This window comes from Paenibacillus sp. FSL P2-0121 (assembly GCF_037975345.1).
GTDB classification, from domain to species: Bacteria; Bacillota; Bacilli; order Paenibacillales; family Paenibacillaceae; genus Paenibacillus_AQ; species Paenibacillus_AQ odorifer.
This window is the reverse complement of sequence record NZ_CP150245.1, coordinates 6,388,390-6,410,953: the sequence shown is the minus strand read 5'-3', so window position 1 is coordinate 6,410,953 and position 22,564 is coordinate 6,388,390. Positions and strand designations below refer to the sequence as shown.

Genomic DNA, 22,564 nt, shown 5'->3' with positions numbered 1-22,564 from the left:
TTTTATAATTCCTTCTCTCTTATTTCAATGGAATAGATATACAAATATAACAAACACTCTGACATAAATCTGCTATAACTGCTATAATTGAAGGAAATATGCCATTTTACATACTGAGTATTTAGAATGGAAGAGTATCTGACAGAAGGAGTTAATGTGATGAAGATCCGTAAAGCCATTATACCCGCCGCAGGTCTTGGTACCCGTTTTTTGCCTGCGACCAAAGCAATGCCTAAAGAAATGCTCCCGATTGTAGATAAACCGACGATCCAATATATTGTTGAAGAGGCTGTTGCTTCTGGGATCGAGGATATTATTATTGTAACAGGGAAAGGTAAACGTGCGATTGAAGATCACTTTGATAACTCTTTTGAACTGGAATTTAACTTAGCAGAGAAGCAGAAGTGGGAGCTGCTTGAATCCGTTCGTAAATCTTCCGAAATGGCAGATATCCACTACATTCGTCAAAAAGAACCAAGAGGTCTCGGACATGCAATTTGGTGTGCACGTAAATTCATAGGAAACGAACCGTTTGCTGTCCTGCTAGGCGATGATATTGTTGAAGCGAATAAACCTTGTCTCAAACAGATGATAGATGTTTATGACGAGTATAAATCTTCTATCGTGGGTGTTCAGCCTGTTCCATGGGAAGAAGTATCACGGTATGGTGTTGTAGATGCTTCGCCTTTGGCAGAACGGGTATATAAAGCTAATCGTCTAGTAGAAAAGCCAAAGAGAGAAGAGGCTCCTTCTAATCTAGCAATTTTAGGACGATACATCTTAACCCCACGTATCTTTGATATGCTAGGTGAGCAGCAGGTAGGTGTAGGTGGAGAGATCCAACTTACTGATGCGATAGCACGTCTAAGCGAGGTTGAACGAATTATTGCCTATGACTTTGAAGGTAAACGTCATGATGTTGGTGAGAAAATGGGCTTTATCCAGACCACCATTCATTATGCACTTCAACACGAGGAGCTTAAAGATGACTTGCTTCGTTATATGAAAGAGCTTGTTGAGAGTGAAGCGGCTAAGACCGGGCTATAAGTAAATCTCGTATAATCGAAAAAAAAGCGCGCCACGGTTATTACAGTGGCGCGCTTTTATGGTTTCTTTCTTTTTTAAAATTGTGAATTTGTAATGGCCTCAACTTGTGCTGCTTCCGCAGGGTCAGCTGCAATCAGCGAACCGTATAGTGCCTGATCCTCGCCACCAGTTTTCGCCAGTGCAGCTAGGTACCAACGAGCAATCTCTCGATTAGTTGCATCTGCGAAATCTTGGCTTAAAGCTGTTTTTAAGATGGAGGAGGCAATTTGTATCTTTCCAGACATATACTGCATCTTTCCTACCTTCAGTGTTACATCCGGATTAAATGTCTTCGAAGGATCATTATCCGCAAGTACATGATCGTAGGCCAAAAGCCCAATGACAAAACCAGCTTTCATATTGTCTATTCTATCTGGATTATCTTGTTGTGCATAAGCTGTCTGCCCCAAATCAAATGAACGGCTGATGAGTGAACTGTACCAATTTATATCCCATGGAGTTTCACTGTTCATGATATCCGTGTAATTAGCATCTGAATTAAGCTTGAGGGTGGTCTTCGCTGCATCCTCTTGTCTGGATAAAAGCTGCATTTTGCCAACGTTCAAAGCGATAGTTGGCGTTACTGAGAAAGGACGCCCTTGCAGTTGTTCTGGTGGAAGAGTCTTCAGATGATCTATTCCAGCAAGAACGTGATTATATGCTTCTTGCGCTTCATTGAAATACTCTTGTTTCTTTGTCTCATCCTTTTGATTAAGTGCTTGCTGACCTAAGGCAAAGGAACGGCTGATTATTGCATCATACCAATCGATATCCCAGTTGAACTTATCTGCGTTGTCACGGTAAATACCCAAGGCGATGTCGCTTTGACCTTTCAGATCGTAGTAGCTCACTAATTGGAGCAGAAGATTTTTGTTGTATGGCTCATCTTTGAGTGCACGAGTTAAAACATTGTAAGATTCGTCAAGGAACTGTTCCTCTTGGGTCTGGCTAAATACCTGCTGATCTAAGGCTGAAAGATAAATTGTCGATTCTGGATGGCTTGGACGTTTGTTCAAAGTCTCTATCAAGGGAGCTCTAAGCTCTTCGTAAGAATTGCTATAACTCCTCAATTGTTTAGCTTTCAAAGCGGAGTTACTGGAGCCAATATAGCTAATTGATAAGAACACTAGGAACAAGGTTCCTAAAGAAAGCACAGCGAGGTATCCAAAACGGATGCCCGCTTTATTCCAATTTTTCCGTAGTGGCTTGCTATCCATAACAGCTGCCATTCCAGCAAGACCAATAAAAACTAGTATGCCCATAAAGGCATAACTCATATTGAAATCAAGTAGACTGTGCACAAGAATAGATAGAGCAATAATTAAATAGAAGAAACCATTCTCGAATTCATTCTTATCCCGTTTTACATATCCACGAATATATTTATAGAAGATATACAGAATGAAGCTCATAAATATTATAAATCCAACAATACCTACTTCAATGAGAAATTGTAAGAAGAAGTTATGCACCTGCCGGCTTGTATAAGGATTATTCTGATAATGCTCATAGAGTGATGCCCAGCCTCCTCCACCAGCACCGAGGATCGGATAATCCTTAACCACCTTCAAGGCATCCTTATAAAAAGTAATCCGCTCGAGTACGCTATGTTGTTGGAAGTTGATGTTCTCTAGGCGAGTCTCCATATTGTCGGGTAAGATGCTTTTTGCACTCGTACCGATAAGCAAGAAAGCTACAATAGCAACTAGAGCGACAGATCCGAGCGGAATCCAAAGACCTGTCCGTTTACGTGACGACCAATTCTCTAGTTTTGCATACAACCATGGAGCGACAAAACGCTGAATGACCCAAGAAAGGCCAGCCACAACTATTGAGGCTCCTAATAGATACGTCCAACCTTTTAAAGCTGAAGAAGAAGTGAAATTAGCATTTAACTCTATTCCTAGGTTAGTAACGGGTGTCGTAATGAGCAAAGCTACAATACCAGCAACTCCTAGATGCAGAATCCAAAGGATTTGCTGTGCAGGTTTTAGGAATAAAAGTAGGAGTATGAATACTACAGGTAGCAGGACTAAGCCGCCACGAGATAAGGTTAACAAGATCGACACAATAATGGGAACTAACATAAAGCCATGAGTTAACGATCCATACCAATTTTTAGAGCGAATAAGCGCGAATATTGCTACAAATAGAAAGGCCATCAAGAAGGCAGCGTACGTGTTTGCGTACTGAAAGATCGAAGTCAGACGAAGTCCGTTAGAGTCAGTCATAACAGCATCTAAATAGACATCATTTCGGACGGTGTTTGAGAACCAACCTATAAGATTTCCTGCTAACTTACTACTGCCTAGCCAATTTAAAAGTCCAAAACCCACTATAAAATAGGCAATCGCTAATATAGCATTTTGAATGACAACATTTACTTGCTTTTGCTTCATGAGATAAAAGGCTATAATGAAAACTGCGGCATATGTACACTGAATGAACAGCATATTCATCGCCGTATAATGCGAAACTGCGACAAACAGTGACAGAGCATAGGTCACAGGGAGCAATAATGCTGCCCAAGCTACTAAATCACTCTGCTCTTCAAGCTTGAATTGTTTGTAGTTCAAGCCAACACAGACCAGCAGCATCAGTGCGCTTAATAGTGCGGATACATATATTGGCTTCTCGTAATCTACTAGCGATCCATTAAACAATCCCACTTGAAATGGGGTCCAACACAAAAATAGAATAAAACCAACAACTAATGCCCATATCGGACTTGCTATCTTTTCAACATTTCTCGACTGAGCGGCGTTTTTACCGTATACTGGTTTCGACACGTTATAATCTCCTTTTCCTGTAGGTACGTGGATATTTTAACATATGTAAGGCGACCTAACTACTTTTTATCATTAATAATAAATACATTAATAATAAACGTATAGGTAATAAATGCAATAATAATATATATATGATTTTACTAAGGAGACGCACAAATGAGGAAAGAACCGTACATGAAGAGGATCAAAAATATATGTTCCTTAACTAAAAGTTTAGCTATTAATGATTTCAAATCAAAATATGCAGGTTCATATTTTGGATTGTTATGGGCGTTACTAATGCCATTAGTTACTATACTGGTTTATTGGTTTGTTTTTGAAAAAGGTTTGAAAGTCAGCGCCCCGGCTGATTTAAACGCACCTTTCGTTTTATGGTTTGTATCTGGGATTATACCTTGGTTCTATTTTTCTGAAGCATTAACAACAGCGACACATAGTTTCTTAGAGTATAATTATTTAGTTAAGAAGGTTGTTTTTAGAATTGAATTATTACCATTAGTAAAGATATTCTCGGCATTCTTAGTGCATCTGTTTTTCATTATAATCTTATTCTCCTTTTTTATTAGTTATGGTTATCCTATCAGTTTTTTTGCAGTTCAAATTATATATTATACCCTATGTAATATAATTCTTATTTCTAGTATATCTTGGTTAACTGCAGCAATTACTCCATTTTTTAAAGACTTCTCGTACGTATTGTCTATTATTTTGCAGTTTGGTATGTGGTTAACGCCAATTCTTTGGTCTGTAGATGTTTTGTCTCCGCATATGATTTTTTTGTTTAAATTAAATCCATTCTATTATATCGTAGAAGGTTTTCGAGATTCTATGATTAATAAAATTTGGTTTTATGAGAAATACAAATTGACACTTTACTTTGCATTAGTAGTGATAGTTAATTTTGCTATATCAATAAAAGTATTTAGAAAACTTAAACCACATCTTTCTGATGTGCTTTGATAAGGTGGTTTGGAAATGGAAACTATAGCGATCAGCGCTCAAAATGTCAGCAAAACTTATAAACTATATAAAACTCCTATGGATAGGCTCAAGGAGTCTTTATTTTATCGCAAGAAGACATTGTATTCTGAGCACCATGCTCTTCAGAATCTCAATTTCACTATAGATAAGGGAGATATTGTAGGTATTATTGGAGAGAATGGATCTGGTAAATCAACTTTGTTAAAAATTATAACCGGAGTATTAACGCCATCAAGTGGTATCTCAGAAGTGAATGGAAAAGTAGCTGCACTTTTGGAGCTTGGTGCCGGATTTAATTTTGAGTATACAGGTATTGAAAATATCTATTTAAATGGTTTGATGATGGGTTTTAAAAGAGAAGAAATAAAAGAAAGACTTGAGCAAATCCTCTCGTTCGCAGAACTAGGGGAGTATATTTATCAACCAGTTAAAACATATAGTAGTGGTATGTTTGCAAGGTTAGCCTTTTCTGTTGCTATCAATGTACAACCTGATATTTTAATAGTTGATGAGGCTCTGAGTGTTGGAGATATGTATTTCCAAGCGAAATGTATAACGAAAATGAAAGAATTATTTCTACAGGGAGTTACAGTTTTATATGTAAGTCACGATTTGAATTCTGTTAAGTCCTTGTGCAAAAAGGCTATATATTTGAAAAACGGAAATCTTGAAGCTTACGGAGATGCTGAAAAGGTAGTAGATATGTATGCTAAATATGTTAGAGATCAAATGAACAATAATACTAAGGGGAGAGTGAACTCGGAAGATAAACTGTACCATCTCGATGAGGTTTCCCTGGATGACAATCTTGTTTTCAAAGAGAATTCTGAGTTTATGGAGAAAGTGGAATATTTCAGGCAGGGGACCCGTGATGCGATTTTAACAGAGCTAGAAGTGTTAGATAGCAACAATAATCCAGTTATAACAGCTGATTTTAATGACAAAATTAAAATTAGAATGCATATAAAATTTGATAAAAAATGTCAAATTTCTGTTGGGTATCATATTAGAGATAAACAAAACATCGAATATTTAGGCAGTAATACTTTGATTGAGGAAATCGGCGAAATATCTGGCGAAGCAGGTCAGAAGATAATTGTTGAATTCAAAACGCGCTTACCCTTAGTAGAAGGAATGTATAATTTTTCTACTGTTCTTTCTACCTCAACTATAAAAAATAGAACATCGTTATTCGTAGACTATACAGAGAACTCATATATATTTGAAATGCGCGAAAGGGATCCTTATAAGATCTGGAACAAGTTATACATTCCAAATGAAATACAGATAAGTAGAGTTAATTAGGAGGTGAATTTTGAGTTGTGATTCCATTTCATCAATTTCAACGTTATAAGATGGTAGAGATTATTTTTGAATTATTGGGGATTAAAGAACTTGAACTTTCTATTCTGGAAGTAGGGGCGAATGAACATAAAAATTTAGAGAACTTTGTTGAAAATAAGAATATAAAATATTTGGATTTACTCCTTCCTGAAGAGTTATTAAATGATCCATCATTCATACAGGGTGATGCTACTAACCTTAGCTTTGATAATAATTACTTTGATTTTGTTATTGGGCTGGATGTCCTTGAACATATTCCTCTGAATAAGAGAAATGATTTTCTATCTGAAATTGAAAGAGTATCTAAATATGGATTTATAATTTCAGCGCCGTTTTCAAATAACGGGATAGAGGAAGTGGAAGAGAGATTAGGTGCTTTTTTTCATTATTTATATAACGGTGAAATACTATGGAGTAAAGAACATCAGGAAAATGGTTTGCCTGATCTTCAATTAATTAAAGATAAGATGGATCAATTTAATGGAGAGTGGAATCAATTTAACCATGCTTCAATTTTTCTGTTCGAGAAATTTATGCAAATGGAGTTTAAGACAGGATTACATCCTGATATATATGAGTACTGGAATACGGTAAATAGTTTTTACAATGAAAAATTATTTTATAAAGATTTTAATAATGAAGAATCAGTACGTACGTTTATTATATATGGAAAAAATGGATTCGAAAAAAGAATTGATAACTTGCCTTCGCTTTTCAAAAAAATAAGTGCAGAAATGACCTCGGAAGATTATGCAATGATATCGCATCATGAAAATATGATTGACTTTATGTCAACTCATAAAATGAATGCAGATAACAACAAAAAAAACGGAGGTGATCTTGATAAAGATAATTTATACCTTCAAATATACTGGGATGATGGTCAGGGGTACAGTGAATCAAAAAGTGAATCTTTTAAAGTAGAAAAATCCCAAAAAATATTTCAAGTTAATTTCGATCTTCCTGCTTTAGCCAATAAGATTAGAATAGATCCTTCTGCTACTAAGTGCATTATTGAAATTTTAGATTTAGAATTAACAAATCAAGATAATTTAAAAAACAAAGAATATACACTGAGTTCAAATGCTTTCTCTACAGAAAATAACCAATATATGTTTCTTAATAATGACCCTCAAATTGTTATTGAGGTTATGCAAGGCACTTATATTAGATCAGTTTCGTGTCTGCTTAAATATAGTACTCCTGTACTAGATATATCAGAGGATTTAATTTCAAAATTACAAGCGAATAGTGATTGGGAACATACTAAATATAAATATATGAATTTTGTGAATAAATTACGGATGAAGAATCAAACTCTCAAAAGAAGGATTAAGACTTTAAAGTTAACAAATGAAGATCTGATACAGAGAAATCAAGAAATGCAAGAAATGAATGAGTCACGAGAAAATTGGTTTGATGATGAGTTTAAGAAGAAAGATGAAGTACTTAAAATGATTGAGTTGAATAATTTGGGGATTTCAAAAGAGAAAAGTGAATTAGAAAAAGAAATCGAAGCTATTAAGAATAGAAAGGCCTATAAGTTAATAACAAGATTAGAACCAATCATTGATAAATTAAGGAGAACAAAAAATGACTGATTCAATTACAAAATGTAGTATTCTATTGGTGACATATAATCACGAGAGTTATATCAATCAAGCAATAGACAGTATTCTAGAACAAAAAACGACGTTTGATTATGAAATTGTAGTAGCAGATGACTGCTCAAAAGATAGTACTATGAGTATAATTCAGCAATATGCTGAGAATCATCCTGGGAAATTTAGAATTTTAGCTAATGAGAGTAATTTGGGGATAACGCTAAACTATAAGAGAGGCTTTGCTGCATGTAAGGGAGAATACATAGCTATTCTAGAAGGTGATGATTTTTGGACTGATCCTTTGAAAATCCAAAAACATGTGGATTTTCTAGAGTCTAATAAGGCTTGTGTTATGACCTTTAATCAATTTGTGGTACATGACATGAAGAAAAAGAGATATAATGTTCAACCTTGGAATTGGGATCGTAGTTTCCAGTTGATCACAGTCTCTGAACTTGTACTGGACAATTTTATAGGTAATTTCTCTACTTGCGTATATAAGGCTAAGTATTTGAAGCAATTAGATAGCTCTTTATATGAGTTGACAGTTTATGACTGGATGACGAATATAATGGTATCCCAGAATGGACTGATTGCCTATCTCCCAGAAGTGATGTCTGTGTATCGCTTGCATCCGAACGGAACTTGGAGTCAAAAGAAGGAATTGGAAAAGTTGAAAGATACTATTTCCTTAATAGAGCAGTATGATAAATATCTAGATGGTCTGTATCATGAAGAGTTCAATGCTCATAAAAGAAGACTTCAGGATAGAATAGATAATATAGATGGTCCTTTGATTATTACTAGTAAAGAGAGTATTAAACAAAAAGTAAAGAAATACCTTCCTCCATTTGCAACATCACTCTTAAAAGGTATAATACCCCCAAAATTTTATAAATAGAGCAGGTGCAGAAATTGAAAAGTACTAATCCGAAAGTTTCTATAATTATTCCATCCTATAATCATTCAAAATTCATTGGAAAAGCTATAGAGAGTGTTTTAAACCAAACGTATGGAAATTTTGAATTACTAATTATTGATGATGCATCACCTGACAACTCTGTAGATGTGATAAAGAAATATGAAGATTCCAGGATTAAATTTTATGGATTTGAAACAAATCAGGGAGCAGTTGATACACTTAATCATGGAATAATAAACTCATCATCAGAGTATATTGCTTTGTTAAACTCAGATGATTATTGGGAAATAGATAAATTAGAGAAACAAGTACACTTTTTAGAAGAAAGTGATAGTGTGGATTGTGTTTTCTCAGACGCCAATTTTATTGATGAAGCAGGAAAAGTATTATCAAAAACAGATTATTTTTGGGCAGATGCATTCACTCAAAATAATAAGTCTTCGGGGCAATGGTTAAAACAATTATTTTATAAATTAAATTGCTTTTGTCATCCATCGATGCTAATTAAAAAGGAAGTCTATAACGAAGTTGGATTGTATGATCCGAGTTTGAGACAATTACCGGATTTTTCAATGTGGATAAATGTTATTAAAAAATTCAATATTCATGTAATGGAAGAAAAATTAGTTAACTTTAGAATATTATCTAATGAAATGAATACTAGTTCTGTTACTTATGAAAATAGAATTAGGAATAAAAATGAGCTTTTTATTATTATGAGTAACTTTTTTGATGAAATAAAAGACGAAGATTTTGTTGAAGGTTTTCTAGATGAATCGAACGCCTTATATACGAAAGAAGAAATTGAATGTGAAAAAGCATTCGCTTATTTAAAAGAAATATCTCCTGATATCAAACCTATTTACGTTCTTATTGGTTTACGAAAACTTAGCATTCTTTTGAAAAATGAAAACACAAGAAGAGTTTTAAAAGAAAAGTATAATTTTAGTGCCAATGATTTCTTCGCATATACTGGTAAACTTGATATTATTGATGTGTTTGAAACGTCATTTCATCAGGTAGTAGTGGAAAGTGCTAAACGGAAAATTCAAAAAGATACAAACCTATATTCAACGATCAGGAAATTTTTTAAAAAATAGGAGTCGGTAAGCATGTCAAATGAGTGGAATGGATTACCGATTGTTATTTATGGTACTGGAGGGTGTGCTAAAGAAATCAAAGCTTTAATAGATGAAATAAATGATTATTCGTATACTAATATATATCATTTGGTTGGTTTTGTGACTAATGATCCAAATGAAATTGGTAAATCTATTGAAGATGTAGAGATTATTACTTCTAATATGGAATTTTCCGGGTATAGCGACAAATTCTCGGTGATCGGTGTGATAATTGGTTTAGCGGATCCAAAGATTAAAGAAAAGATATATCAAGAAATTATGGATTTAAATAAATCGAATATTGTTTTTCCTAATTTAATACACCCTCTCTCTAAATTGTCTAAAAGTTCTAATAATAATATGGGGTATGGAAATGTAATCTGTTCAGGAGTAAATCTTACTGTTAATGTGAAACTAGGGAATTTTATATTATTAAATCGATCCTGTAATATTGGTCACGATTCTACGGTTGGTGATTTCTGCACTATTAATCCTGCAGCAGTCATCTCAGGGAATGTGTCTATTGGTGAGTTAACATTAATTGGTGCAGGAGCTTGTGTTAGAGAAAAAACTAATATAGGTGTTAAAAGTATTGTTGGGTTAGGGGCAATAATAATTAAGAATGTTGAGGATTCTACAATAGTTATTTCTAAGGCTGCAACAAAAATGTCTACATGATTTATAAGTGGAGGGCAACTCATAATGAATGAATTAATTAAATTAGAAACACCTGTCAATGTAACAAAGACTTATATGCCTCCTTTTTCGGAGTTTACTGCAGAAATTGAACGTCTCTGGAATAATTCTTGGATTACGAATAATGGAGAGTTGCACCAAGAATTCGAGAAAAAGCTAATTGATTTTTTATCCATTAATAATGTTAGTCTTCTCGTAAATGGACACTTGGCTTTAGAAACAGCCATTAAGACTTTAGGGATCACTGGTGAGGTTATAACTACTCCGTTTACATTTGCTTCAACTACTCATGCTATTGTCAATAATAATTTAAAACCAGTTTTCTGTGATATTGATTTAAGTGACTATAATATTGATTGTACCAAAATAGAAGCACTTATTAATGAAAATACGAGTGCCATAATGCCCGTACATGTATTTGGAACTCCATGTAATGTAGACGCTATTGAGAGGATTGCTCAGAAATACAATTTAAAAGTATTATATGATGCTGCACATGCATTTGGGGTTGAGATTAATGGTAAACCTATAAGTCAGTTCGGAGATATTTCGATGTTTAGTCTTCATGCTACGAAACTCTTTCATTCAATTGAAGGTGGAGTATTAGTTTATAAAAATGACGAATATAAAAGAATAATTGATCTTTATAAAAACTTTGGTATTAGCGGTCCTGAAACTGTTGAAATTGTTGGTTATAATGCAAAAATGAATGAGTTCCAAGCAGCAATGGGACTCGTGAACTTAAATCATGTTCAGGAAAATATTGAAAAAAGAAAATTGGTAACAGAAAGATATGTAGACTTACTTGGGGAGATTCCAGGAATAAGTCTTCTGGATTACAAAAAGTCAAATATAGTTTATAACTACTCTTACTTTCCTATTGTAATTGATAAAGAAAAGTACGGAGTATCCAGAAATACTCTATATGAAATCCTTCGGGACAATAATATTTTCACTAGAAAATACTTTTATCCATTGGCAACTGATTATAGTTGTTTTAAAGAGGAGTATTCAAATATTGAATTGCCTAATGCTAAGAAAATAAGTGATAACATCCTAACTCTCCCTATATATCCTGATTTAAGTTATGACATAGTTGATTTAATATGTAAAAATATAGATATAATCCATAGAAGGTCATTATGAAAGGCATAATTCTTGCTGGAGGTACTGGTTCTCGTCTATTTCCTTTGACTAAGTTACTAATAAACACTTGCTACCTGTAGTAAATATCCTATGATATTTCATTCCGTATATAAGTTATAAAAAGCTGGAATAAATGATATCCTAATTGTTACTGGTAAAGAGCATATGGGTGATGTGGTTAACCTATTAGGTAGTGGTCGTGAAATGGACGTGTGCTTTACATATAAAGTACAAGATGAAGCAGGTGGGATTGCACAAGCTTTAGATTTAGCTGAGCAATTTGTTGGTAATGATCAAATGGTTGTAATACTTGGAGATAACTTCTTTGAAGATGATATTACGCAATATGTATAGAACTTTGTTGATCAAAAACAAGGGGCCAAAATATTGATTCAAGAAGTATCTGAACCCAAAAGATTTGGTGTTCCCGAACTTCGCAATGGGCGAATTCTTTCAATAGAAGAGAAACCGGCTGAACCAAAATAGAATTACGCAGTAACCGGTATCTATATGTTTGATAGTCATGTGTTTGAAATAGTTAAAAGCTTAAAGCCATCCGCACGTAGTGAATTAGAGATCACAGATTTAAATAATGCATATATTGTAAGAGATGAGTTAACCTATGATATTCTGCAAGGTTGGTGGACAGATGTTGGTACGAATGTGTCCTTAGCTAAGGCGAATGAACTAGCACAATCTGTTGTGTTTGGAAATGAGCTCGGTAAGCTGAAATTATAATGGTGAAGGAGGAGAGGCTATGAAGGTAATTCCTCTTCAACTGTTTGGTGCAAATTTAATAGAGCCTGTGGTTCATGGTGATAATCGTGGTTTTTTTATGGAAAGTTATAATGAAGAAATAATGAACAAGTTAGGTATAACTCATAATTTTATTCAAGACAACCACTCCCTATCTGCTGAGGTGGGTGTTTTGCGTGGTCTCCATTACCAACTTAATCCCAAATCTCAGACTAAGTTAATTCGTGTCTTATCGGGTGCTATTTACGATGTGATTGTTGATATTCGTCTTAATTCGCCTACCTTTGGGCAATGGGTAGGTGTAATACTTAGCGAATATAATAAGCGACAGTTGCTTGTTCCGAAAGGATTCGCTCATGGCTTCTGTACATTAGTACCTAATACCCAAGTGTTATATAAGGTGGACGAATATTATTCCCCTGAGAATGATCGTGGCATATTATGGAATGATCCAGCGCTGGGTATTGGTTGGCCAACTTCTAGTGCGATATTATCGGATAAAGATCAACGTCATCCTTTACTGAAGGATGCGGAGTTAAACTTCGAAATGTAAACATCTCATTGAACAAAAGGTGGGCTATAAATGAAACTGCTAGTTACTGGCGGAGCCGGATTTATCGGCAGCAACTTTGTATTATACATGCTGCAACAACATCCTGATTACCAGATCGTCAACGTGGATGCATTGACTTACGCAGGTAATCTGGAGAACCTAAAATCGATGGAGAATCATCCGAACTATACGTTTGTGAAGGCCGACATTACAGATGTTACTGCGATGGATGAACTGATTAGCCAGGGTGTGGATGTCGTTGTCAATTTCGCGGCGGAGTCGCATGTGGATCGGAGTATTTTAGAGCCGGAAGTGTTTGTGAAGACGAATGTACTTGGAACACAAGTGCTTTTGGATGCGGCGAAAAAATACAGTATCACTAAGTTTGTTCAAGTATCTACGGATGAGGTATATGGATCACTGGGAGCGACTGGATTATTCACCGAAGAAACTCCTCTGGCTCCTAACAGTCCATATTCAGCAAGCAAAGCAGGCGGAGACTTGCTAGTACGTGCGTATCACGAAACGTTTGGACTGCCAGTGAATATTACCCGCTGCTCAAACAATTATGGCCCGTACCAATTCCCGGAAAAGCTTATTCCGCTGATGATTTCCCGTGCACTTGCTGATCAAGCGTTGCCTGTTTATGGCGATGGAATGAATATCCGCGATTGGTTGTATGTTGAGGATCATTGCAGCGCGATTGATTTGGTTATTCATGAGGGTGTGAACGGCGAAGTCTACAACATTGGTGGCAATAATGAACGTACGAATGTGCATATTGTAAACACGGTATTGCAGGAACTAGGCAAGCCTGATTCTTTGATTACTTATGTTCAAGACCGTCCTGGTCATGATCGCCGTTATGGGATTGATCCAACTAAGATTATGAATGAACTGGGATGGAAGCCGAAACATACGTTTGAAACAGGTATTAAAGAAACTATCCAATGGTATCTCAATAACCGCGAGTGGTGGACCCGTATTCAATCTGGGGAATACCAAAAATATGCTGAACAGCAATATGGTGATCGTTTAGGTGACTCATTGTAATTTTGATACGGGGGTAAAATAGCTATGAAGGTACTTGTTACAGGTGCGGCCGGACAACTAGGTCAGGACGTAGTTTTACTGCTCCAGCATCAAGGTCACGAAGTGTTGGCTTGCGATCGTCAGGAGATGGATATTACTGATCTGGATCAGTGCATCCAAGTTATTGGCGGGTTTGGACCGGATGCGGTTATTCACTGTGCTGCTCATACGGCAGTAGATGCGGCAGAAAGTGATATTGATGCAGTTTATTTAATTAATGCTACTGGCAGCCGAAATGTAGCGCTTGCTTCTGAAAAAGCTGGAGCCAAGCTGGTGTATATTAGCACGGATTATGTATTTGATGGTATGGGTGCACAGCCTTACCATGAATATGATAATACAGACCCTAAGAGTATATACGGCAAATCGAAACGTGCGGGTGAGGTACTCGTTCAATCCCTCTCCTCTAAGTATTTCATCGTACGAACGTCATGGGTGTACGGCAAATACGGAAATAACTTTGTCAAAACAATGCTAAAGCTTGGTCAAGAAAAGCCAATGCTTCAAGTTGTCGATGACCAAAAAGGTTCGCCAACATATACAGTCGATTTAGCTCAATTCTTGGTTGAGCTTATCCAAACTGAGAAGTATGGTGTATACCATGCGTCAAATAGTGATTCTTGTACTTGGTTTGAATTTACACAAGCGATTTTTGTAGAGGCTGAGGCTATTTTGGGTTTGAGTTTTACGGCCAAACTTAACCCGTGTTCTACGGAACAATTTATACGTCCTGCACCACGCCCTCGTAATTCTGTGATGGAGCATTTGTCAATACGTACAAACGGTTTTCAGGATATACGTCACTGGCGTGAAGGTTTGAGAAGCTTTCTGCTAGAACTTAAAAATTAATAGTGGTAGCATTATCCCCGTAACGGGAAGAGAACTAGGTCTATGAATAGCCCTTATTTAGTATTAGGTACTAAATAAGGGTTAATTAATTAATGTTAACTGCCATATTAGTATTAAATATAAAGGATGAGCTATGAATTATGGAGATTATAAGCATTTGTATCCCTTGTTATAATGAAGAGAAAAGTCTTCCTATTTTTTATAATGAAATAATACGGATTGCTAAATTAATGAACGAGGTTGAATTTGAATTTGTTTTTGTGGATGATGGGTCATCTGATAACACTTTAGATATTATTAAAGATCTTGCTAATTCAGATAATCGCGTTAGATTTATATCTTTCTCACGGAATTTTGGAAAAGAAGCAGCTTTATATGCAGGTATTAAATATTCAAAAGGCGATTATGTTGCAGTAATGGATGCGGATATGCAGGATCCACCAGCACTCCTTCCTAACATGCTTAAGTCTATTAAAGAGGAAGGATATGATTGTGCTGCTACAAGAAGAAATTCAAGAAATGGCGAACCCGTAATACGTTCTTTCTTCGCAAGAATGTTTTATAGAATCGTAAAAAAAATATCAAAGGCTGAAATTATTGATGGAGCGCGCGATTTCCGACTAATGACTCGTCAAATGGTTAATGCAGTATTATCAATGGGAGAATACAATCGCTTTTCAAAAGGTATTTTTGGTTGGGTAGGTTTTAAAACCAAATGGTTTGAATTCGAAAATATTGAAAGGGTAGCTGGTGAGACTAAGTGGTCTTTCTGGAAGCTCTTTATTTACTCGATTGAAGGAATTGTCGCATTTTCTACTGTTCCGCTTGCTCTTTCTTCATTAATAGGCTTGTTTTTTTGTTTTGCTTCTTTTGTTCTTATTTTGGTTATTATCTCTAAAACTTTATTGTGGGGGGATCCTGTAACTGGCTGGCCTTCACTAGCATCTATAGTTTTTTTTGTTGGAGGGATTCAACTTTTTTGCACTGGAATTATAGGGAATTATTTGGCGAATATTTATCTGGAAACAAAAGGGCGTCCAATATATATAGTAAAACAAGAAGGATAGCATGAAAAATATAGTTGTGGAAAAGACACAAGAGGTATGTATGAAACTAACTAACAATAAGCTCATAAGGTTCCTACTCGTTGGTGTATTTAATACAATTTTGGGCGCAATCACTATGTTCCTGTTGTATAATTACTTTGGATTTGGATACTGGAGTTCAAGTGCATTGAGCTATTTATTTGGTGGGGTTATTAGTTATTTCTTAAACAAGACCTTTACTTTTAAATATGGTAACTTCGACTACAAATCATTTTTTCAATTCTTTTTAGTAAGCTCAGTATCTTATTTAGTTGGTTTTCTTATATCTAAGCGCCTTATACTAGAAATTATAAATTTACTTTCTTTAAAGTTTTCAATAGAAACTAATGAACAACTAGCAATGTTATTCGGTATGGGGTTATATACAATTTTGAACTATTTAGGACAGCGTTTATTAGTATTTAGAAAATAATCGTAAAGGATTTGACATATGATAGATCATATAAAAAAGTTTTCCAATAAATATAATGTTACATTACTGTTTATATTTTTTTCAATTATTATGTTTATAGTGAATCTACATGTGGATAGTAATATTTCAGATGATATTGAATTTAAAAAGGCTCTAACTGATGTGAGTTCTTTTGAATTTGTCAAAAATTACTATTTAAATTGGAATGGCAGAATTATGATTAATTATTTCCTTACAAGTATAATAGTTCTAGATCCAATTGTTTGGAAAATACTAAATACCATGATTTTTATCTTGCTATTTTTAACTATGTATAAGATTGTATTAGCCATAACTGGAGATAGAAGAGAAAAAAAGACATACTTGATAATATCTATTTGCCTGTCCATTTTTTTATTACCTGATGCAGTTTTTTGGAGTGGTAGCATTTGGGTTACTGGATCTTTTAATTATCTTTGGCCTACTGCTCTTGGTTTATTTAGTTTAATTCCTATAATTTATAATTATTTCGAGAAGGAGTATAATAATAAGTTAATAATTTTTAATTTATTGGCTGGGATATATGCTGCATACTCAGAGCAAATAGCTGCGATTGTGATTACTTTTAGCACAATTCTAATTTTACTTTCTGCTCTTAAGAAAAAGAAAATACATATACCTTCTATGCTTGTTTTAGCAGTTGTCATAATTAATGCTATTATAGGTTATACAGCACCTGGGAATGTCAAAAGGTTTGCCTCGGAAGCTTCATTATTCCCGGAATATGAAACGTTTTCCTTGTTTAAGAAATTATTTTATGGGTTGTTTTATAGTCTTTGGCATCTTGTTAATGAGGCTAGTTCTATAATGTTTATAATCTCATTACTCATTACAATATTGATGTTCACAAAAAATAAAAGAATAATGTATAGAATAATGTCCTTAGTACCGGTGGCATATTTCGGTATACGCATGATTTCTGCAAAAAGCAGACCAGGGAATGTTACTACGGCATTTGATCAAACTCTTGAAATGTTCATTAAAAGCAATAAAATTTCTATGTTTGATAATTTATATGATCTCCCCAAAATATTCAGTGATTATAATTCAAAATCAGTAAGTATGAATGTTTCGATATTATTGGGCTTACTAGTTTTTCTTTGTATTGCCTTGTCTATTGTGAAGTTATTTGGAAATTCTAGGATAACAATTGTGAGTGTTCTCTTTTATATGGCTGCTTTAGCCTCAAGTATTGTTATTAGTTTTTCACCAACTATATATGCCTCAGGGCATAGAGTTTTTTATGCGACTGACATTCTCTTATTAATACTACTAGCGACTTTACTTTCTGTTTTATTAAATACTATAACAGAGTCAAAAGCTCTATTTAGAATTTGGATTTATTATGAAGCTATTTTAGTTTTTCTGGCACTGAGGCATCTCACCTTTTATATCATTCTTTATTGATAAGAACAAAATCGAAAAAAATTCTTGAATAATGTCAACATCATAAGGATCTGAGGATTATCATGCTTACCAAAACCGTTAGTGTACAACTAGTTACATATAATAGTACTGATGATATTGTAGGTTGTTTAAAGGCAGTCCTTGCACAGGATTATCCACTAAAATGTATTGTGATTGTGGATAATGACTCTGAAGATGATACTATAGAGAAATTAAGAGAAGCATCAAGCTTTGTCGATCCTATGGGTAAACCCCTTATGGCTATCTTCCCGGATGAGAAAATTTTAAATATTGATAAAAAATCATCTGAAATCACTGACCTACAATTGTTTGTATATCAGAACTTATGTAACACTGGTTTCGCGCATGCTCATAATAAAGCTATCGGTGTCACAGATACTGACTACGTACTTGTCCTAAATCCAGATCTGATACTAGCGAAGGATTACGTATCTAGATTAGTTACACGGCTGGAGGAAAATCCTTTAATTGGCAGCGCCACAGGTAAGCTTTTGCTAAAGGCTGATCACGGATTAGTGGATAGCACTGGTCTTCAGATGAACAAGGCACGGCGTGCGTTTGACCGTGGTGCGGGGGATCCAGCAGAACTATGGACACAGTCGGGTACAGTATTTGGTGTATCTGGGGCGGCGGCGATGTATTCTCGACGGATGATTGAAGACGTTAGTGTTGATGGGGAGTTTTTTGATGCAGATTTTTTTGCATATAAGGAAGATGTGGATGTGGCTTGGAGAGCCCAGCTATTTGGCTGGCAGGGGTATTATGATGCTGAGGCAATTGGGTATCATGAACGTGGGTGGAAAACGTCTGGCCGTAGTACCAAACCAATGTTCATCCGGCGAATATCTTACATTAATCGCTACAAAATGATCTACAAGAATGAATTGGCTCGAACTATGCTGAAGACAATCTTAGTTTCTCTTCCCTATGAAATTGCCGCGCATGGTTATATGCTTCTGAGAGAGCCAAAGTTAATCGTAGCGTGGAAATCCTTTTTCACTCAGCTCCCAGCGTTAAAAAAGAAACGAAAATATATACAGACCATCGTAAAAGAGCGAAAGAACACGTAAATCAAACAGTATCTGGAAAAACCTCCCTGAAAGGTCACCTCCTCTCAGGGAGGTTTTATGTTATAATAATTGTCGGTAGATTACTATATTTGTCAGGAGCGTTACGCAGTGAATGTAGATGTAAGCATACTTATTGTCAATTACAACACGTGTCGCCTGACGATGGACTGTATCAGGTCGGTATATGACTCAGAAACGAACTATTCCTATGAGATTATTTTGATAGACAACAATTCCCATGATGATTCGGTAGAGATGATTGGTAGAGAGTTTCCAAGTGTCATGTTGATCGCAAATAACGACAATGTCGGTTTTGCCCGTGCAAATAATCAGGGGATGGAAGCTTCGTCCGGACGGTATGTACTATTGCTCAATTCAGATACGGTGGTGCGCAGGGATACGCTGGAGACGATGATCTCCTTTATGGATGGTCGTCCCGATGTTGGGGCGTCAGGATGTAAGATTATATTGCCAGATGGGTCGCTGGATAAAGCGTGTAAGCGAGGATTTCCTACACCGTCAGCTTCCTTCTATTATGCTTTTGGTTTCAGTAAGTTGTTTCCGGATCGACCGAAGTTTAACGGTTACCAGTTAGGTTATCTGGACCCTGATCTTGATTACCCGATAGATTGTCTGGTGGGTGCGTTTATGCTGCTGCGGCGGGAGACGATTGATCAGGTCGGCGGATTAGATGAAGAGTTTTTTATGTACGGTGAGGATTTAGACTGGTGCTATCGTATTAAAGAGGCTGGTTGGGAGATTTATTATTATCCGAAGACCTCCATCGTCCATCTCAAAGGCGGCAGTGCCAGACGTAGACCGTTCAAGATCGTCTATGAATTTCACAGGGCAATGATTTTATTTCATCGTAAGCATTATAGTAGGAAGTACAACAGTATTATAAATGGAACAGTATATGCTGGTGTTGGTATGAAGTTTGCTCTGTCCCTTTTGCGGAATGTCCTAATCTTTCCTAAAGCAGTTCCATCACCTGCACAGAGTCTTAGCTCTGCTACGGAAACAGGCGCTCGTAACGATAAGAATACTGAGGTGAGATTATGATTCGGCGGAATCAGAAATTTTTGACACAGCTCTATATGGTTGCTGACTTTCTTGTCATCCAACTGTCCTTTTTAGCGGCTTGGTGGATCAAGTTCAAAAGCGGATGGATGGAATCCTATAACACGCTTCATGTAGAGTCTTACGCTTATTGGAGTATGATTTATGGCGTAGTAGCTGTCTTAATTGGTATCCTTTTATCGCTTTATTTGCCTAAGCGTAAGAAACGTTTCGTCGATGAATTTCTGAAGATTTTTCAAGTGCATATAATTGGTATTTTTATTCTGCTGGGTTTGATGTTTTTTGTGAAAGAAATTGATATCTCCCGTGTCTACCTTGCTATTTATATGGGATTTAACGTTCTTTCCATTATGCTTTACCGTTATGTGTTGAAGAAGATGCTTAAATCTTTGCGCGAAAAAGGATTGAACCGCCAGTTCGTACTTATCATCGGCGCTGGTACACTCGGCAAAAGATTCTACAACAATTTGGAGCAATATCCAGAGCTCGGATATGAAGCTATTGGTTTCTTAGACGACTATCATACTTGGGATGGAATTGAAGAACAGCGCTATAAACCGATTCTAGGTACGGTTGATCAGTTATCCGGAATGCTGGAGATGCTGCCTGTGGACGAGGTTATTCTAGCCTTGCCGCTCGATGCGCATTCTAAATATCCTTCGATTATTGCAGCCTGTGAAAAAGCAGGGGTACGCACATTGATTATTCCGGATTTCTTTGATTATTTACCAGCTCGTCCTTACTTTGATAACTTTGCAGGTATGCCAATGATTAATGTTCGTGATATTCCACTGGATATGACGGGGAATAAGATGGCAAAACGTTTGTTTGATATCGTGTTCTCTCTATTCGCTATTATTATGATATCTCCCGTGATGCTGATCGTAGCTCTCGGCGTACGTCTTACCTCACCGGGACCGATCATATTCCGGCAGGAACGGGTGGGACTTAATCGGCGTAATTTTATGATGTATAAGTTTCGTTCAATGAAGCTGCAGCAGGACGGGGAAGAGGATACAGGTTGGAGTACGCGGGAAGATCCTCGTAGAACTCGATTTGGAACCTTTATCCGTAAGACAAGTCTGGATGAGCTTCCGCAATTTTTTAATGTATTACTCGGTCATATGAGTGTAGTTGGCCCACGGCCAGAACGACCATTTTATGTAGAACAATTCCGTGATGAAATTCCGAAGTATATGGTGAAGCACCATGTGCGTCCAGGAATTACGGGCTGGGCACAGAGCAATGGGCTGCGCGGGGACACTTCAATTGAGGAACGGATTAAGCACGATATTTTCTATATCGAGAACTGGTCCTTACTGTTCGATATTCGAATTATTTTCAAAACGATTCGCAACGGCTTCGTTAACAAAAACGCATATTGAGACCTGCACTTATTTAGATTTGTGAAATTTTAATAATACCCCGTTTTGCCACTGGCAGAGCGGGGTATTAATTTTCTAATCTAAACTTTGCAAAGGAAACTCACAACTATGAATAAGAAAAAGATTATTGCAACCGTAGTAATGATTGTCGCACTAATAATAATTCTTGTAATAACGTTGAACAAAGAGGAAGAGCAACCCGCGAGCGGTTTTGAAGCGCACAGAATCGTTGCACATGCCATGGGGGGAATTAACGGCTATACGTATACCAATGCTTGGGAGGCCTTTGTCGCTAACTATGAACGGGGAACTCGCGTATTTGAAGTTGATTTTTTGTTATCGAAGGATGATCAGTTGGTTGCTCGGCATGAATGGACAGGCAATATGAGCAAGCTTTTAGGTCAGTTGGAGGTTCTCCCTGCTAATAAACAGGGTGTGGCACTAGATTACGAGGAATTTATGGACAGCCCCATCCTGAATATATACTCTCCGCTTGATATTGAGAAGGTGCTTGATCTAATGCAGAATTATCCAGATGCTTATATCGTTACGGATACCAAAGAAATCCAACCGGAACTTATAGAGAAGCAATTTACATTGCTGACCGAAGCGGCGCAGCGTCGGGATCCAGCATTGTTGGAGCGGATAGTTCCACAGATCTACAATCAGCCGATGCTTGATGAGATCAATAAGGTGTATTCTTTTCCAGAAGTGCTTTACACCCTGTACCAATCTAAGGATACGGATGAACAAGTTATTGAGTTTGTTAAAAAAACAGGTGTGGATATTACGATGCCAGTTAGCCGGGCCACCAAGAGTTTTGTCAAACAGTTAAAAAAGATCGGAGCTCGTGTATACGTTCATACAGTGGATGAAGAGGATGAGATTAGAGCGTTATCTCGTATGGGTGTAGACGGATTTTATAGTGATTTTGTGCCTGAAAATGATTTGAATAACCTCAGAGGTATACGCTGAAATCTTTCTCCACTCATTACAACTAATATATCCCTGCAAAGTGCTGCTTTCCTCAGATGCGTATTCAGGTACTTTGCGGGGACCCCAAATTTATATGCGAAAAAATGTTCGTATTTTTGTTCGCTTTAAA

19 protein-coding genes and 1 pseudogene are annotated in these 22,564 nt (G+C 36.3%); 19 read left to right on the top strand and 1 reads right to left on the bottom strand.

Annotated features, from left to right (window positions below; all coding sequences use genetic code 11):
- The first annotated feature begins 159 nt into the window (after window positions 1-159).
- Window positions 160-1,047, top strand: a complete 888-nt coding sequence (gene galU / locus MKY54_RS28410) for a UTP--glucose-1-phosphate uridylyltransferase GalU (RefSeq protein WP_076182190.1) — start codon at window positions 160-162, stop codon at window positions 1,045-1,047.
- Window positions 1,048-1,121: 74 nt separating this feature from the next.
- On the opposite strand, the gene MKY54_RS28405 is transcribed toward galU, so the two are convergent.
- Window positions 1,122-3,875: an O-antigen ligase family protein gene (locus MKY54_RS28405; protein ID WP_339188658.1), complete on the bottom strand. Its 2,754-nt coding sequence runs from the start codon at window positions 3,873-3,875 to the stop codon at window positions 1,122-1,124.
- Between the two features lie 156 nt (window positions 3,876-4,031).
- Between MKY54_RS28405 and MKY54_RS28400 the strand changes: the two genes are divergently transcribed.
- The 18 genes and pseudogenes from MKY54_RS28400 to MKY54_RS28315 all read left to right on the top strand — a co-directional run bounded on the left by MKY54_RS28400 (window position 4,032) and on the right by MKY54_RS28315 (window position 22,434).
- Window positions 4,032-4,835, top strand: coding sequence for an ABC transporter permease (locus MKY54_RS28400; protein WP_076179696.1), 804 nt, complete (start codon window positions 4,032-4,034; stop codon window positions 4,833-4,835).
- Window positions 4,836-4,850: 15 nt separating this feature from the next.
- Entirely contained in the window at window positions 4,851-6,161 is a 1,311-nt protein-coding gene (locus tag MKY54_RS28395; protein WP_036678636.1) for an ABC transporter ATP-binding protein, read from the top strand.
- 17 nt (window positions 6,162-6,178) lie between these two features.
- Window positions 6,179-7,801 carry a class I SAM-dependent methyltransferase gene (locus tag MKY54_RS28390; RefSeq protein WP_076182195.1) on the top strand — a complete coding sequence of 541 codons (1,623 nt, stop codon included), beginning with the start codon at window positions 6,179-6,181 and terminating at the stop codon, window positions 7,799-7,801.
- Window positions 7,794-8,705 (top strand): glycosyltransferase, encoded by a 912-nt coding sequence (locus tag MKY54_RS28385; protein WP_339188655.1) that lies wholly within the window; start codon window positions 7,794-7,796, stop codon window positions 8,703-8,705. Before MKY54_RS28390 ends, MKY54_RS28385 begins: the two co-directional genes overlap by 8 nt.
- Window positions 8,706-8,719: 14 nt before the next feature.
- On the top strand, window positions 8,720-9,826 hold the full coding sequence (locus MKY54_RS28380) for a glycosyltransferase (protein WP_339188652.1): 1,107 nt from the start codon (window positions 8,720-8,722) through the stop codon (window positions 9,824-9,826).
- Window positions 9,827-9,838: 12 nt separating this feature from the next.
- Entirely contained in the window at window positions 9,839-10,525 is a 687-nt protein-coding gene (locus tag MKY54_RS28375) for a hypothetical protein (RefSeq protein ID WP_076179700.1), read from the top strand.
- Window positions 10,526-10,549: 24 nt separating this feature from the next.
- Window positions 10,550-11,689, top strand: a complete 1,140-nt coding sequence (locus MKY54_RS28370; protein ID WP_076179701.1) for a DegT/DnrJ/EryC1/StrS family aminotransferase — start codon at window positions 10,550-10,552, stop codon at window positions 11,687-11,689.
- Window positions 11,686-12,427, top strand: a pseudogene (locus tag MKY54_RS28365) (sugar phosphate nucleotidyltransferase). The gene MKY54_RS28370 and the pseudogene MKY54_RS28365 overlap by 4 nt, the downstream one beginning before the upstream one ends.
- Before the next feature lie 19 nt (window positions 12,428-12,446).
- A complete protein-coding gene (gene rfbC / locus MKY54_RS28360) occupies window positions 12,447-12,998 on the top strand; it encodes a dTDP-4-dehydrorhamnose 3,5-epimerase (RefSeq protein ID WP_036678644.1) in 552 nt (183 codons plus the stop codon).
- A gap of 30 nt (window positions 12,999-13,028) precedes the next feature.
- Window positions 13,029-14,051: a dTDP-glucose 4,6-dehydratase gene (rfbB, locus tag MKY54_RS28355; protein ID WP_339188651.1), complete on the top strand. Its 1,023-nt coding sequence runs from the start codon at window positions 13,029-13,031 to the stop codon at window positions 14,049-14,051.
- A 24-nt stretch (window positions 14,052-14,075) separates the two neighbouring features.
- Window positions 14,076-14,939: a dTDP-4-dehydrorhamnose reductase gene (gene rfbD / locus MKY54_RS28350; protein ID WP_339188649.1), complete on the top strand. Its 864-nt coding sequence runs from the start codon at window positions 14,076-14,078 to the stop codon at window positions 14,937-14,939.
- Between the two features lie 140 nt (window positions 14,940-15,079).
- Window positions 15,080-16,006, top strand: a complete 927-nt coding sequence (locus MKY54_RS28345) for a glycosyltransferase family 2 protein (RefSeq protein ID WP_036678648.1) — start codon at window positions 15,080-15,082, stop codon at window positions 16,004-16,006.
- A gap of 1 nt (window position 16,007) precedes the next feature.
- Entirely contained in the window at window positions 16,008-16,457 is a 450-nt protein-coding gene (locus MKY54_RS28340; protein WP_081383742.1) for a GtrA family protein, read from the top strand.
- 18 nt (window positions 16,458-16,475) lie between these two features.
- Window positions 16,476-17,903, top strand: a complete 1,428-nt coding sequence (locus tag MKY54_RS28335; protein ID WP_076179704.1) for a DUF6056 family protein — start codon at window positions 16,476-16,478, stop codon at window positions 17,901-17,903.
- Between the two features lie 62 nt (window positions 17,904-17,965).
- Window positions 17,966-18,994, top strand: coding sequence for a glycosyltransferase family 2 protein (locus MKY54_RS28330; RefSeq protein ID WP_339188646.1), 1,029 nt, complete (start codon window positions 17,966-17,968; stop codon window positions 18,992-18,994).
- A gap of 108 nt (window positions 18,995-19,102) precedes the next feature.
- Window positions 19,103-20,056 (top strand): glycosyltransferase family 2 protein, encoded by a 954-nt coding sequence (locus MKY54_RS28325; protein WP_339188644.1) that lies wholly within the window; start codon window positions 19,103-19,105, stop codon window positions 20,054-20,056.
- A complete protein-coding gene (locus MKY54_RS28320) occupies window positions 20,053-21,459 on the top strand; it encodes an undecaprenyl-phosphate glucose phosphotransferase (protein WP_339188643.1) in 1,407 nt (468 codons plus the stop codon). The genes MKY54_RS28325 and MKY54_RS28320 overlap by 4 nt, the downstream gene beginning before the upstream one ends.
- 108 nt (window positions 21,460-21,567) lie before the next feature.
- Window positions 21,568-22,434 (top strand): phosphatidylinositol-specific phospholipase C/glycerophosphodiester phosphodiesterase family protein, encoded by an 867-nt coding sequence (locus MKY54_RS28315; RefSeq protein ID WP_339188642.1) that lies wholly within the window; start codon window positions 21,568-21,570, stop codon window positions 22,432-22,434.
- Window positions 22,435-22,564: the final 130 nt, after the last annotated feature.